General features: G+C 66.7%; 17 protein-coding genes. 12 read left to right on the top strand and 5 right to left on the bottom strand.

The window, feature by feature from the left end:
• Window positions 1-3: 3 nt before the first annotated feature.
• Both E2E27_RS09360 and E2E27_RS09355 read right to left on the bottom strand, forming a co-directional pair.
• Window positions 4-255 (bottom strand): accessory factor UbiK family protein, encoded by a 252-nt coding sequence (locus E2E27_RS09360; RefSeq protein ID WP_101791348.1) that lies wholly within the window; start codon window positions 253-255, stop codon window positions 4-6.
• Between the two features lie 203 nt (window positions 256-458).
• The gene (locus E2E27_RS09355; RefSeq protein ID WP_141458687.1) at window positions 459-1,007 is read right to left on the bottom strand and encodes a TspO/MBR family protein; all 549 of its coding nucleotides are present in this window, start codon (window positions 1,005-1,007) and stop codon (window positions 459-461) included.
• Between the two features lie 326 nt (window positions 1,008-1,333).
• Here E2E27_RS09355 and E2E27_RS09350 point away from each other — a divergent pair, with 326 nt between their 5' ends.
• Window positions 1,334-1,552: a hypothetical protein gene (locus E2E27_RS09350; protein WP_141458686.1), complete on the top strand. Its 219-nt coding sequence runs from the start codon at window positions 1,334-1,336 to the stop codon at window positions 1,550-1,552.
• 120 nt (window positions 1,553-1,672) lie between these two features.
• Here the strand turns inward: E2E27_RS09350 and E2E27_RS09345 are convergent, their stop codons facing one another.
• Window positions 1,673-2,437, bottom strand: a complete 765-nt coding sequence (locus E2E27_RS09345) for a TlyA family RNA methyltransferase (protein WP_141458685.1) — start codon at window positions 2,435-2,437, stop codon at window positions 1,673-1,675.
• A gap of 86 nt (window positions 2,438-2,523) precedes the next feature.
• Between E2E27_RS09345 and E2E27_RS09340 the strand changes: the two genes are divergently transcribed.
• From E2E27_RS09340 to E2E27_RS09315, 6 genes are all read left to right on the top strand, one after another.
• Window positions 2,524-3,030 (top strand): hypothetical protein, encoded by a 507-nt coding sequence (locus tag E2E27_RS09340; RefSeq protein ID WP_234036005.1) that lies wholly within the window; start codon window positions 2,524-2,526, stop codon window positions 3,028-3,030.
• An 836-nt stretch (window positions 3,031-3,866) separates the two neighbouring features.
• Entirely contained in the window at window positions 3,867-4,943 is a 1,077-nt protein-coding gene (locus tag E2E27_RS09335) for a branched-chain amino acid aminotransferase (RefSeq protein ID WP_141458683.1), read from the top strand.
• Window positions 4,944-4,954: 11 nt separating this feature from the next.
• Complete coding sequence (locus E2E27_RS09330) at window positions 4,955-5,236, top strand: hypothetical protein (RefSeq protein ID WP_141458682.1); 282 nt, start codon at window positions 4,955-4,957, stop codon at window positions 5,234-5,236.
• Window positions 5,217-6,167 (top strand): oxygen-dependent tRNA uridine(34) hydroxylase TrhO, encoded by a 951-nt coding sequence (gene trhO, locus E2E27_RS09325; RefSeq protein ID WP_141458681.1) that lies wholly within the window; start codon window positions 5,217-5,219, stop codon window positions 6,165-6,167. The genes E2E27_RS09330 and trhO overlap by 20 nt, the downstream gene beginning before the upstream one ends.
• On the top strand, window positions 6,164-6,802 hold the full coding sequence (locus tag E2E27_RS09320) for a glutathione S-transferase (protein ID WP_141458680.1): 639 nt from the start codon (window positions 6,164-6,166) through the stop codon (window positions 6,800-6,802). Before trhO ends, E2E27_RS09320 begins: the two co-directional genes overlap by 4 nt.
• A gap of 67 nt (window positions 6,803-6,869) precedes the next feature.
• Window positions 6,870-7,400, top strand: a complete 531-nt coding sequence (locus tag E2E27_RS09315; protein WP_141458679.1) for a DUF421 domain-containing protein — start codon at window positions 6,870-6,872, stop codon at window positions 7,398-7,400.
• Here E2E27_RS09315 and E2E27_RS09310 read toward each other — a convergent pair.
• Window positions 7,397-8,299 carry a LysR family transcriptional regulator gene (locus E2E27_RS09310; protein WP_141458678.1) on the bottom strand — a complete coding sequence of 301 codons (903 nt, stop codon included), beginning with the start codon at window positions 8,297-8,299 and terminating at the stop codon, window positions 7,397-7,399. The two genes, E2E27_RS09315 and E2E27_RS09310, sit on opposite strands and share 4 nt — an antisense overlap.
• A gap of 102 nt (window positions 8,300-8,401) precedes the next feature.
• Between E2E27_RS09310 and E2E27_RS09305 the strand changes: the two genes are divergently transcribed.
• Window positions 8,402-9,103 carry a pirin family protein gene (locus E2E27_RS09305; protein WP_141458677.1) on the top strand — a complete coding sequence of 234 codons (702 nt, stop codon included), beginning with the start codon at window positions 8,402-8,404 and terminating at the stop codon, window positions 9,101-9,103.
• An 81-nt stretch (window positions 9,104-9,184) separates the two neighbouring features.
• On the top strand, window positions 9,185-9,781 hold the full coding sequence (locus tag E2E27_RS09300; RefSeq protein WP_141458676.1) for an FMN-dependent NADH-azoreductase: 597 nt from the start codon (window positions 9,185-9,187) through the stop codon (window positions 9,779-9,781).
• A gap of 44 nt (window positions 9,782-9,825) precedes the next feature.
• Here E2E27_RS09300 and E2E27_RS09295 read toward each other — a convergent pair whose 3' ends face one another.
• On the bottom strand, window positions 9,826-11,262 hold the full coding sequence (locus tag E2E27_RS09295; protein WP_141458675.1) for a helix-turn-helix domain-containing protein: 1,437 nt from the start codon (window positions 11,260-11,262) through the stop codon (window positions 9,826-9,828).
• Between the two features lie 117 nt (window positions 11,263-11,379).
• On the opposite strand from E2E27_RS09295, the gene E2E27_RS09290 reads away from it, so the two are divergent.
• The 3 genes from E2E27_RS09290 (at window position 11,380) to E2E27_RS09280 (ending at window position 13,204) form a co-directional block, all read left to right on the top strand.
• Entirely contained in the window at window positions 11,380-12,225 is an 846-nt protein-coding gene (locus E2E27_RS09290) for a helix-turn-helix transcriptional regulator (RefSeq protein WP_141458674.1), read from the top strand.
• Between the two features lie 93 nt (window positions 12,226-12,318).
• Entirely contained in the window at window positions 12,319-12,768 is a 450-nt protein-coding gene (locus E2E27_RS09285) for an MAPEG family protein (RefSeq protein ID WP_141458673.1), read from the top strand.
• Window positions 12,769-12,778: 10 nt separating this feature from the next.
• A complete protein-coding gene (locus E2E27_RS09280; RefSeq protein ID WP_181443400.1) occupies window positions 12,779-13,204 on the top strand; it encodes an MAPEG family protein in 426 nt (141 codons plus the stop codon).
• Window positions 13,205-13,209: the final 5 nt, after the last annotated feature.

Here is a 13,209-nt window from a genome sequence, read left to right as displayed (position 1 = left end):
TGCTTACTTCTTCGTGGACTTGGCTTCCAGCGCCGCCAGCCGCGCTTCGAGCGCGTCGGCCTGTTCGCGGGCCTTCTGGGCCATGGCCTTGACCGTCTCGAACTCCTCGCGCGAAACGAAATCGATCCCGCCGAAGGCCTCGCGCAGCCGTTCGCGCGCGCTATCGCGGGCTTCCCGGCTCATGCCGGCCATCGTGCCGGCAGCGCTGTTGGCGAGTTTGACAAGGTCGGCGATGATCGGGTTCTGGCTCTGCATGCGTGCTTTTTGGGGAGGCTTGCACCGAAGTGCAAGTCTATCCTCGCTGTCACGGGGTTCCTGTTTTGCGAAGGCGCATCCGCGCCTTCGTCCTCGGTGCGTTTCGATCCTGGCAGGATCGAGCACCTGCGGGCGGCCGGTCGGCCTTGCGGACGCGCTACGCCGTCCGAAATCCGCGACACTCGGCCACAAACCGTGCGCGCCTACAATTGCACCGTGGTTTTCGCTCCATCGCTGCCGCGCGCGCCGCCATCCGGGTTGGCGACGATAAAGGCGTAATTAAGTGCGCTCGCAAAGCACAGCCACGCCAGATAGGGCAGCAGCAGCCAAACCGCCGCGCGCCGCACCCGCCAGATCAGCGCCAGCGCAACCAGCAGACTGGCGACGCCGAAGCCTAACACCATCAATGCACTCGTCATGTCCTGCAGGCCGAAGAACACCAGCGTCCAGCTCTGCGTGACGATGAAATGGACCGCGAACGCCACCAGCGCCGCGATGCGCCCCTGCGCGCCCCAAGCACTGGCGACCAGCGCCAGCGCGAGCCCTATCAGGATGAACAGGGTCGTCCAGACAATCGGAAAGGCGATGGCGGGCGGGTAGATCGCGGGCTTCACCAGTCCGGCAAACCACGGTGTGTTCGGCCCGCCCAGTTGTCCGGCGGAAAAGCCGATCAGCAGCACCAGCGGCACCATGAACAGGGCCCAGCGGATAAAGCTCGCACGCAATTGGGCAGGCGAGGCAAGGACGTTCATTGTGCGACTCCGACGCTGCTTTGCGCGAAAACCCGAGTTACCAGAGCCGCGCGCCGGATGGCAACCAGCGCCCGCTGCCGTTATCCGTCCGGTCAGAAAGCGGCGCGGATCTGCCCCGAATTGAGGCACCGCCGAGGCTGCTCCCCCCGAGACGCCGACAAAAATGTGGTAGAAATGGGGCAGAAATGCAGGAAAGGCTTTGGGCTTGGCGAAAACCTCTGCTAGAGGCTGCCACATTCCTGCCGTGATTCGAAAGCGCGTTGGCGGTGGGAGCTGAAATTAACGCGCTTTTGCTCATTACCGGCCCTGCCGGGCCCATAGGGGAAATGACTATGAAGAAGATCGCTCTCGTCGCCGTCGCCGGCCTCGCCCTGACCGCCGCCGCTTGCTCGAAGCCGGCCGAAGAAGCCAACACCGAAGCCGACGCCATGACCGCCGAAACCCCCGTCGTGGAAGAAACCCCGATGGCTGGCGAAACCCCGATGGCTGCCGAAACCCCGATGGCCGCCGAAACCCCGGCCGCCGAAGAAACCCCGGCGATGTAATCCTTCGGGATTGCCGGTTCCGGCCTTGCGCCGGGAACAAGCATCAGGAAAAGCCGGTGGCAATCTTCGGATTGCCGCCGGTTTTTTCGTTGGGGCGGATGATTTGGCGCAGGCCCGGGGTCAGCCGCGCCGGGCGGCGATCAGGAATTCGACATTTCCCTGCGGGCCGGTGATCGGGCTTTCCACGATACCGTCGACCTGCCAACTAAGCCCCTCGATCCACTCGCGCACTTCGTCGCACACCCGCGCGTGCAACGTGGGATCGCGCACCACCCCGCCCTTGCCCACTTCCTCGCGCCCGACCTCGAACTGCGGCTTGATGAGCGCGACGAGGCGGCATTGCGGCGCCGCCAGTTGCAGCGGGACTTCGAGCACCTTCGACAGGCTGATGAAGCTCGCATCGCACACCACCCAATTGCACGGGCGGTCGATGTGCTCGGGCGTGAGCAGCCGCGCGGAGAGCTGTTCGAGCACGGTCACGCGCGGGTCTTCACGCAGCTTCCATGCGAGCTGGTTGGTGCCGCTGTCGACGCAGAAGACATGCGCCGCGCCATTCTGCAGCAGCACATCGGTGAAGCCACCGGTGGACGAACCGATATCCATCGCCACAGCGCCTGCCGGATCGAGCCCGAAATGTGTCAAAGCGTGCGCCAGCTTGATCCCGCCCCGGCTCACCCAGGGATGATCGCGCCCGCGCACGTCGAGCGCGGCATCTTCCGCGATCTGGTGACCGGGCTTGTCGATCTTGGTCTCGCCCGCGAACACCAGCCCCGCCATCACCAGCGCCTGCGCCCGCGCGCGGCTCTCGGCGAGGCCGCGCTCAACCAGCAACTGATCGACGCGGCGCTTTTGCGGCTTGGGTGTGGGAGGCGGACGTTCGGGCATGGACAATTGCCGCCTCTAGCGCCCAAAGTGGGGGGATGAAAGCTTGCTTGCCCCTTCTCGCCCTGTCGCTGACTCTGGCGGCCTGTGTGCCCGCATCCACGGCCCCTGCGCCCGCCCCGGCGCCGACCGCGCGCCCCGCAGCAAGGCCAACGCCAGCGCCCGTGCCGCCGCCGGTGGTGCAGACCCTGCCGGCCGACCAGTGGATGGATGCTGCGGCAACGCCGGGTGATTGGACCCAAGGCCTCATCGCGGGCGTGCCCTTCGCGCTGTTCGGCACCGACTCCCGCATTCCGGCGCTGGGCCTGCGCTGCCTTCGTGCCGATGGCACCATCACAGTCGCCCGCCGGTCGGACAGCCCTTCCCAGCTAAGCATGACGATCCGGACGGAAACGACGAGCCGTTCGCTTGTCGCCGAGCCGGTGCAAGGCTTTCCCGGGCGCTTCCTCGGCGTGTCGCTGCGTGCGGACGATCCCCTGCTCGATGCGATGGCGCTGTCGAAGGGGCGCTTCGCGGTGGAAGTCGATGGCATGCCGCCGCTCTACCTGCCGAGCTACGCCGAGGTCAGCCGGGTGATCGAGGATTGCAGAGGGTAGGCAGAACCTAAGCAGATCCCGCTGTATCGGTCGCGTAGCGACCGCGAGCGCACGCGCGCGAGCCGCAGGCGCTCGATCCCGCAGGGATCGAAACGCGCCGAGGATGTGCCCGCGGAGGCGGGCACGCACACAAGGACTCCCGATTCCATACATTAATATCCACAGGCTTGCCCCCAGCCTGTCCACACACCGCCCATGAAACGCGAAACGCCCGAGACTTCCCCCGGGCGCGGCTGCCAGCGGTGTTACGCGGCGACGGGTGAGTATGACGCGGGAAAAGATTTATACAAGTCTTGCCGAAGCCCCTTCGATGACTCACATTGCGCTTGAGGCCAGCGGCGAACGCGGCTCTCGGCCCCCGGTGAAACGCGGGGTCTGGCTCACAAGCGCGAAAGGAGGTGATCCGATGTCTCATGGTTCAGTAGCGAGGTCGGTGAAGATCCCTACGGAGCATACTCGGTAATTATCCGCCTGAGTAAGGCTACGTGAGCGGCACTTCCGGCCGCTGACCATGTTAAGGGCAGCTTCCCGACGGGCGAAGCTGCCCTTTTCATTTGTGCTTTTGTCTTTCGAAGGCGCATCCGCGCCTTCGTCCTCGGCGAGCTTCGGGCCCTTCGGGCCTGATCGCCTGCGGGCGGGCGGTCGCCCTTGCGGTCGCTGTGCGACCGGGTTTGTCTGCATTTCCGAACGCGCATCCGCGCCTTCGTCCTCGGCGAGCTTCGGGCCCTTCGGGCCTGATCGCCTGCGGGCGGGCAGTCGCCCTTGCGGGCCTTTGGCCCGAAATCGTGCCGAAGAGTGATCTTGCCCTGTGCCTCTGGCAGGATTAGGCGCATTCCATGCAACTCACGCGCCTGCCTCATCCCTCGCCCACGCCTGACGACACCCGCGAGAGCCTGATCGCCGATCCGGGCTTCGGTACGGTGTTCACCGATCACATGGTCACGATCGATTATGACGAGGCGCTGGGCGGCTGGCAGACCCCGACCATCGGACCGCGCGAGCCCATCGCGCTCGATCCGGCGGCGAGCGTTCTGCATTATGCGCAGGAGATCTTCGAGGGCCTCAAGGCCTATCGCCACCCCGATGGCGCGCTCGGCCTGTTCCGCCCGGAAGCCAACGCCGCGCGCTTCAACGCCTCGGCCGAACGCCTCGCCATGCCGGCCCTGCCCGAAGACCTGTTCCTCGGCGCGATCAAGGCGCTGCTCGGTGCCGACGGCCAGTGGTATCCGGCGGTCGAGGGCGGGTCGCTTTACCTGCGCCCCTTCATGATCGCGACCGAGGCCTTCCTCGGCGTGCGCCCGGCGAAGAAGTACAAGTTCATCGTCATCGCAAGTCCAGCGGGTAACTACTTCAAATCCGGTGCCAAGGCAGTGAGCATCTGGATTTCGGACTACACCCGCGCCGCCCCCGGCGGCACCGGGGCGGCCAAGTGCGGGGGCAATTACGCCGCCAGCCTCGTGCCGACCGGGCAGGCCTTCGCCAAGGGCCACGATCAGGTGCTGTTCCTCGATGCGGTCGAACGCAAGTGGGTCGAGGAGCTCGGCGGCATGAACCTGTTCTTCGTTTTCGCCGACGGCACCGTCATCACCCCGCCGCTGACCGGCACGATCCTGCCCGGCATCACCCGCGACAGCCTGATGACGCTGCTGACCGAACAGGGCCTGACCGTCTCCGAAGCGCCCTATTCGATCGACCAATGGCGCGCCGACGCCGAGAGCGGGCACCTCGTCGAGGTCATGGCCTGCGGCACGGCGGCGGTCGTCACGGCGGTCGGCAAAGTTGCCGGGCCGGAGGGCGAATTCACCATCGGCGCAGGCGGGATCGGCCAGACGACAGCCAAGCTGCGCGAGCAGCTCGTCGGCATCCAGACCGGCCGGGTGGCCGACACGCATGGCTGGGTGACGCGCGTCTAGGAGAAACCCAAATGCTCGCAATCACTCTCGCCGCCCTTGCGATGCTCGGACATGGCACCACGATCAGCTTGTACAATGACGGCACCTTCGAGGTTTCGCTGTGGTTCACGGCCAAGGATGTCGAGAGGCTTTTCCCCAAGGGCAAGCGCCTGCTCCTGACCGAGGCCAGGAAGCAATGCGCCGACAAGGGCGCGCCGGTCGTCGTAAACGCGCCGGTCATCACCGGCATCGAAGTCAAGGACGGGACGCCGCTAATCGCCATGAGCGGGACCTATGCCTGCCGCAAGGACTGATCCGGACGTCGCGGTCGCCGCGCTCTATCAATTCACCGCTTTCCCCGACCCCGAAGCCCTGCGCGCGCCGCTGCTCGGTGTGTGCGAGGCGCACGGGATCAAGGGGACGCTGTTGCTCGCGCGGGAGGGGATCAACGGCACGATTGCAGGCGCGCCCGAAAGCCTTGACGCGGTGCTCGCCCACATCCGCGCGCTGCCGGGCTGCGCCGACCTTGACGTGAAATTCTCCGCTGCGCCCGCCATGCCGTTCCATCGCATGAAGGTGCGGGTGAAACGCGAGATCGTCACCATGGGCGAGCCCGATATCGACCCCACGCTGGCCGTCGGCCACTATGTCCATCCGCAGGACTGGAATACGCTGATCGCGGACCCGGACACGCTCGTGATCGACACCCGAAATGATTACGAAGTCGCGGTCGGCACCTTTGCAGGCGCGGTCGATCCGCAGACGCCGACCTTTCGCGATTTTCCCGCATGGTTCCGCGAACATCGCGACGCGCTGCTCGCGGGGAAAAAGAAGGTCGCGATGTTCTGCACCGGGGGCATCCGCTGCGAGAAATCGACCAGCTTCCTGCGCGCCGAGGGGATCGACGAAGTGTATCACCTCAAGGGCGGTATCCTGAAATATCTCGAACAGGTGCCCGAGGATAAAAGCCTGTGGAAGGGCGAATGCTTCGTGTTCGACGAGCGCGTGACGGTGCGTCACGGGCTCGAACAGGGCACCTTCCAGTTGTGCCGCGCTTGTCGCCGTCCGCTCGATGCCGCAGCCCTCGCCCATCCCGACTACGCGGACGGGGTGAGCTGCCCCGCCTGCATCCACGAGCGCACGCCCGAGCAGCGCGCGGGCTATGCCGAGCGCCAGCGGCAGGAAGCCCTCGCCCGCAAGCGCGGCCAGTTGCACGTCGGTGCGGTGCGTCCCCCGAAGGCATGAGCGCACACCCGATCATCTATTCCTTCCGCCGCTGCCCTTATGCGATGCGAGCGCGCATGGCGTTGTGGGTGGCGGGGGTGACGGTGGAGCTGCGCGAGGTAAAGCTTGCCGCCAAGCCGCCCGCGCTGCTCGCTGCCAGCCCCAAGGGCACCGTCCCGGTGCTGGTGCTGGCGGATGGCTGCGTGATCGACGAAAGCCTCGACATCATGCGCTGGGCGCTGGCGCAGCACGATCCCGAGGGCTGGCTGGCGGGCGAGGACGCCGCGCTGATCTCGTCGAATGACGGGCCCTTCAAGCACCATCTCGACCGTGCGAAATATCCCGGCCGTTACGAGGAGGACGGGGCGACCGACCACCGCGCAGAGGGTCTGGCGCTGCTCGCCCCGCTGGAAGCGAGGCTGGCGCAGGCGCGCCACCTCTGCGGCGAGGCCCGCACCCTCACCGACATCGCGCTGCTGCCTTTCATCCGCCAGTTCGCCGCGATCGACCCCGCATGGTTCGCCGCCCAGCCCTTGCCGCATCTGCAGGACTGGCTAGAGGGTTTGCTCGCGTCCGATCTGTTTACCGCCATCATGCCCAAATTCGCGCCTTGGCAGGAAGGCGATGCGCCCGTGATCTTCGGCCCTGCCGACTGAAACCGGCCCGGCGGTGTTCATTCATGCTCTCATGCCCTAGGTCATGAGGCATGAAGGAGCTTTTGCCATGATGGAACTGACCGATCCCGCCGCGATCCTGATGCGGGGCGTCGTGCTGGCCGCAGGCGCGCTGATCTGGGTGCTGGTGCTGGTGCGCATCGTGGGCCTGCGATCCTTCTCGAAGATGACCGCCTTCGATTTCGTCGCCACGGTCGCGATCGGATCGCTGCTCGCCAATGCTGCTGCGGCAACCGGGTGGAGTGGGCTGGCGCAGTCGCTCATCGCGATAGCCGCCTTGCTGGCAGTGCAGGCGGGCCTTGCCGCGTGGCGCAAGGCGAGCCCCGCCGCGCGGGAAGTGATGGGAAACACCCCGGCCCTGCTGATGCGCGACGGCGAGTTCATCGAGGAGAACCTGCGCCGCACGCGGGTCGCGCGGCAGGATGTGCTCTCGAAGCTGAGGATGGCCAACGTCCACGATCTTCGCGACGTGCGCGCGGTGGTGCTCGAGAACACCGGCGATATTTCGGTTATGCACGGCGGGGAGATCGATCCGGCGCTGCTCGCAGACCTCGATACGGGCGTCGCAGAACCGGGCTAGGCCGGACAGCGCGCCAGCCCCTCGCGGAAGGAATCGACCAGCCAGCTGGCCGCCGGGCCGAGCCGGGTATCGCGCCGCCAAAGCGCATTGAGGCCGTAATGCGCACCGGGCTTTTCGGGCAGATCAAGCTCCACGAGCGCACCGCTCGCCAGATCGCCGGCCACCATCGCGCGCGGCATGTTGCCCCAGCCCAGTCCCTCCTTCAGCAACGAATGCTTCGCGCCCAGATCGCCGAGCCGCCAGGTCAGCGGGGAGAGCACCGAAAACTCGCGCCCCTCGGTGAGTGGCGAGCGGTCGGTGAGCACCAGTTGCAGGTGGCGGCGGCTTTCGCCCGGCGCGATGCCGGAACGCGCCAGCGGGTGAGACGGTGCGGCGACGGGGATGAGGTCGATCTCGCCCACCGCCTGCCGTTCGAGCGCGGGGTTGTCGCCGATCACCGGGCCGCCGATGGCGAGATCCGCGCCGCCCTCGATCACGCAGGCCGCGACCGCGCCCAGCCCCTCGATCCGCAATGTCAGCGCGCAGCTCGGAAACATCCGTCGGAATTCACCGAGCACGTGCGCGGTGACGTCGCTTGGCACCATCACGTCGACTACCAGCGTCAGCGAAGGCTCCTGCCCGGCGTGGAGCGAACGCGCCTTGGCAAGCAGCGCGTCGGCCGCATCGGCGATGGCGCGGGCTTCGGCGAGCAGTCCCTCCCCTTGGGCGGTCAGGATCGGGCGGCGCGAGCCTTCCCGCTCGAACAAGGTCAGGGCCAGCTGCGCCTCGAGCTGGGCGATGCCGTAGGAAACCGCCGAAACCGCCCGCCCCATCGCCCGCGCCGCGCCGCCGAAGCTGCCATGCTCCGCCACGGCGATGAAGATGCGCAGTTGATCGAGCGTGGGATCGCCGAGTTTCATACCGGGGATGTTCAGATAATTCGAACATCTTGGCAAGTTTTATCGCACTTATCCGGATGAACACCGCAGCCTATCTGGCGTTCATCCAACAGGAGACACGCCATGATCGAACTTCGCCCCTTCAACACCCTCGGTGCCGCGAACCACGGCTGGCTCGATGCGCGCCATCACTTTTCCTTCGCCAATTACCACGATCCCGCCCGCGTCCACTGGGGCGCACTCAGGGTCTGGAACGACGACAGGATCGCTGCCGGAACGGGCTTCCCCACCCATCCGCACAGCGACATGGAGATCATCACCTATGTCCGCAGCGGCGCGATCACGCATCGCGACTCGATGGGCAACGAAGGCCGCACCGAAGCGGGCGACGTGCAGGTGATGAGCGCCGGGACGGGCGTGCGCCATTCGGAATATAACCTCGAAGGCACCGACACCACGCTGTTCCAGATCTGGATCATCCCCGACCAGCGCGGCGGCGAGCCGAGCTGGGGCGCGCGCCAGTTCCCGAAGGACGACCGCAACGGCGCCTTCGTGCCGCTGGCGAGCGGCGTGGCGAACGACAATGACGCGCTCAAGATCCGCGCCGATGCGCGGGTGCTGGGCGCGACCATCCGGGCGGGCGAGAGTGTGACTTACACGCCCCGCAGCGCAGACCGCCACCTCTATCTGGTCCCCGCCACGGGCAAGATCCGGATCGAGGATGTCGAGGCCAATGCCCGTGACGGTGTCGCCATCACGCAGCTTGCCGAGGTTACCATCACCGCGCTCGAAGACAGCGAAGTGGTGCTGGTCGACGCGGCGTGAGCCTTCCCCCCGGAGCCGGCCGGTTCCCCTATCCCCTCTCCCCCCGGCCGGCTCCACCCTCCTCAGACAAAGGACACCCCCATGAGCAACATTCTCTACGTCACCGCCAGCATCCGCTCGGAAAGCGACAGCGTTTCGCGCGGGCTCGGCCAGCGCCTTGTGGACGGACTTGCCGCCAAAACCGGCGCGAGCGTCACCACCCGCGATCTGGCGGATAACGACCTGCCCTACATGACCGCCGAACGCTTTGCCGCGAACCTCGCGCCCAAGGATGAGCGCACGCCCGAGCAGGCCGAACTCGCCGCCATCGCCGATACGCTGATCGCCGAGTTGCAGGCCGCCGACACCATCGTGATCGCCACGCCGATCTACAATTTCGCACCGCCTGCGACGCTCAAGTCCTGGGCCGATCTGGTCGCGCGCGCGGGCACCACCTTCCGCTATACCGCCAACGGCCCGGAAGGTCTGCTGACGGGCAAGAAGGCCTATCTCGCCATCGCCAGCGGCGGCACCCCGGTGGGCAGCGACTTCGACTTCATGAGCCGCTGGCTGACCTTCTTCCTCGGCTTCCTCGGCATCACCGATGTCGAGATCGTCGCAGCTGACGGCATCATGGGCATCGATGGCGAAGCCAAGATCGCCGCTGCGCAAGAGGCAGCCGAAAAGATCGCCGCCTGATCTGGCATTGGGGCGGGCGGGCGGGGAAGCACCCGCTCGCCCGCTCAGCGCGGGGGCTTCTCCGCCAGTTCATAGGGCACCACCCCGCGCCGCCAGTGATGCACCGCGATCCGCTGATCGTTGGGCGGATAGGCGCGCTGTTCGCAGTCGGAGCGCGGGCAAATGCGGCACGACACCCCGATCGGCGTCACCGCCCGTCCGGCCGTGAGATCGAGCCCGTCGGCATATACGAAATCGCCCGCGTGCCGCACCTCGCATCCCAACGCCACGGCATAGCGGCGCGGGGTGCGGTCGAACCGGCCCGAGGCTTTCACCAGCCCCTTGGCGATCGAGACATAGCGCGATCCGTCGGGCGTTTCGGCCAGCTGCACCTGTATGCGATCGGGGATCGCGGCGGCCTCGTGCACGATCCACAAGGGGCAGGCCCCGCCGAAGCGTGCGAACTGGAAGCGCGTGGCGCTGTGGCGCTTGGTGATGTTGCCCGCCATGTCGACCCGGCAGAAGAAGATCGGCAGGCCCCGCTCACCCTCGCGCTGCATGGTCGAAAGGCGGTGGCAGGTCTGTTCGAAACTGGTCTGGAAGGTCAGCGCCAGCCGGTCGACATCGTGGCGGAACTCTCGAGCCGCGCGGCGGAAATGGCCATAGGGCATCAGCACCGCCCCGGCGGCGTAATTGCCCAGCCCCACGGTCAGCAATTCGCGCGCGACGTCGCTGCGCAGGCGTGCGTTTTTCACGATCTCGCGGATCATGGCCCCCAGCGCGGTGGCGGCGACGTGATAGGCCAGCTGGAACCGCACGCTGGGCGCAGGCTGGCTCGAATCGATCCGCAGCACCTGCTCGCCCGCGTCGAAATTGCGCAGCGAGGCCGCCGGGCGCAGCTCGACCGCGATATTGTGAACCACCGTGAGGTGGCGGTGCAGCGCCTCGGTGGTGGGCACGCCGTCGGGCCCGGCCATGGCATCGGCCAGCCGCTCCGCCGCGCGGTCGATGGAGTCGACGTAGTTGTTCGAAAGGTGAAACCAGTCGCGCACCTCCTCCCACGGCAGGCGCGCACCCTCGTCCGTCTCGACCGAGATCGCTTCGTCGACCATCTCCAGCCGCTGGTTGGCGCGGCGCAGCGCCCCGTAAAGATCGACGAAGCGCCGCGCGAAGGCGGGTTGCTGCTGCGCGAGCCGCGCGACGGCATCGGGCGGCAGCGGCGCATCGAAGATCGGATCGGACACCGCCTCGCGCAGCGCGAGCGAGAGCTGTTCGGCATCCTCGCCCGGAAAATCCTGCCATTCCAGCGGGAACAGGCGCGCCACTTGTTCGATGAGGCGCGGGGTCAGCGGGCGATCGTCATGCTCGAGCTGGCTGAGATAGGACGGGCTGATCGCGAGCTGCTGTGCCAGTTCGGCCTGCATCAGCCCCCGCCTTTCGCGCAGGGCGCGCAGCTGGGCTCCGGCGAAGATGCGCGGTTTGGCGAGGGTGGGTGTGGTCATGGACTTCAGGGCTAGTTTGCAAATCAGCACTTTGCAACTTTGCAAATTAACATTGGACTCGGGCCAGCCGCTTGCGCAGTCTCCGCCCCGTCGCTTTACCGCGCAGGGAGATTGCTTGTGGCCACCAATGTGCTCGAACTTCGCCCCCATGATCGTGTCACCGCCCGAACCATGCGCGGGGCGGCGATCACCACGCTGGACGACATCCGCCCCGCTGCCGAATATCTTGCCGCCAAGGTCGCCGAATTCGGGCTCAAGGCGATGATCTGGCCCGATCTTGCAACGCTCGACGCGCCGGTCGATGGCGCGGGCGCGCCGCTGCACGGGTCGGTGTTCGGCTGGTCGCCCGAGGCCCTAGCCCCCTGGCAGGTGGTCGACCGGGCGATGCGCTCCCCCTTCCTGCGCGCCGCCCGCGTGGCGAGCGAGCCGCTGCTGATCACCCGCGATGGCATCCGCAGCCGCAGCCGCAGCGCCAACCGGCTGCTCGACCATATCGACCTCACCGAGCTCGAAACCTGCCCCGTCTCGGCGGCGAGCGCCATCGTGATCCCGATCCACATGCCCCTCGGCCAGGTCGGCGCGGCAATCCTGACGCCGCGCGATGCCAGCACCGGCGAGCTCGCCGACCTGTTCGATGTCTGCGCCGCGCCGCTGACGGCGGCGGTGTGGCGCTTCATCACCGGCTATGTCGCCGTCAGCCGGGACGAGCGCTATCTGCCGACCGAGGGCCTGCTGACCACGCGCGAGATCGAGTGCCTGAGCTGGGTCGCGCATGGCAAGACCGATTACGAGATCAGCATCATCCTCGGCTGCAGCCATGCAGGCGTGCGCTATCACGTGACCCGCGCCTGCGCCAAACTCGGCGCTGTCAACCGCGCGCAGAGCGTGTTCCGCGCCGCGCAGCTCGGCTATCTCGGCGCCCCGCTCGCACCCCGCAAGGCGGGCGGCGAGCGCGCCAACTAAACAGGCTCCCCCCCGGCATTGGGTTGCAATTGACAATCCATTCGCGGGCTCGCAGTCTGCGCGGCGAGAGAGGCTCTCGAAGGGGATCAATCGATGCAAGCGCAAATACTCGCGCCCGCCGCCGTGTTGGTGGTGTGGTCGCTGATCATGCTGTTCTGGATGGCGGGCGTGCGCCTGCCTGCGTTGAAGAAGGCCGGGATCGATCTCGGCGCGCGGCCCGGTGGGCGGGGGCAGGATCTGGAGGGCCAGCTAGACCCCAGAGCCAACTGGCCTGCGCACAATTACGCCCACCTGATGGAGCAGCCGACGCTGTTCTACGCCGCGGTGACGATCCTTGCGATCATGGGCCCGGGCGCGGCCGATGCGCTGGCGGCGTGGATCTATGTCGGCCTGCGGATCATCCACTCGGTCTGGCAGGCGAGCGTGAACAAGGTGCCGGTGCGTTTCGCGCTGTTTATCCTCAGCACCTTTGCGCTGCTGTTCCTGGCAGTGCGTGCCGCGATCGCAACCCTGCTGGCCGATCCCTCGGCCCTGCCCGCTTGAGGAGCGTGTCATGATCGGAATGGATATTCTGAAGCCCGTCGTGGTGCTGCTGGCCTGGACGATGGTAATGTGGCTGTGGATGTATGCCACCCGCATCCCGGCGATGACCAAGGCCGGGATCAAGCCCGACGATGCCCGCAACACCGGCGCACTGGGCTCGCTGCTTCCCGAACAGGTGCAGTGGAAGGCGAACAACTTCAACCACCTGCACGAATCTCCGACGCTGTTTTACGCGGTCGCGCTGGTGCTGGCGATCATTGGTCAGGGTGACGGGATGAACACCACCATCGCCTGGGCCTATGTCGCCTTGCGGATCGCGCACAGCATCGTGCAAGCGACGATCAACAAGGTCGCGATCCGCTTTGCGCTCTACGCTCTGTCGAGCCTCGCGCTGATGGCGCTGATCCTGCACGCCGGAATAGCGGTGTTCCACTAAGCCCG

Source organism: Porphyrobacter sp. YT40 (assembly GCF_006542605.1).
In the GTDB taxonomy this organism is placed as follows: domain Bacteria; phylum Pseudomonadota; class Alphaproteobacteria; order Sphingomonadales; family Sphingomonadaceae; genus Erythrobacter.
The sequence above is the reverse complement of the archived record's forward strand: the minus strand, read 5'-3'. Positions and strand labels throughout refer to the sequence as shown.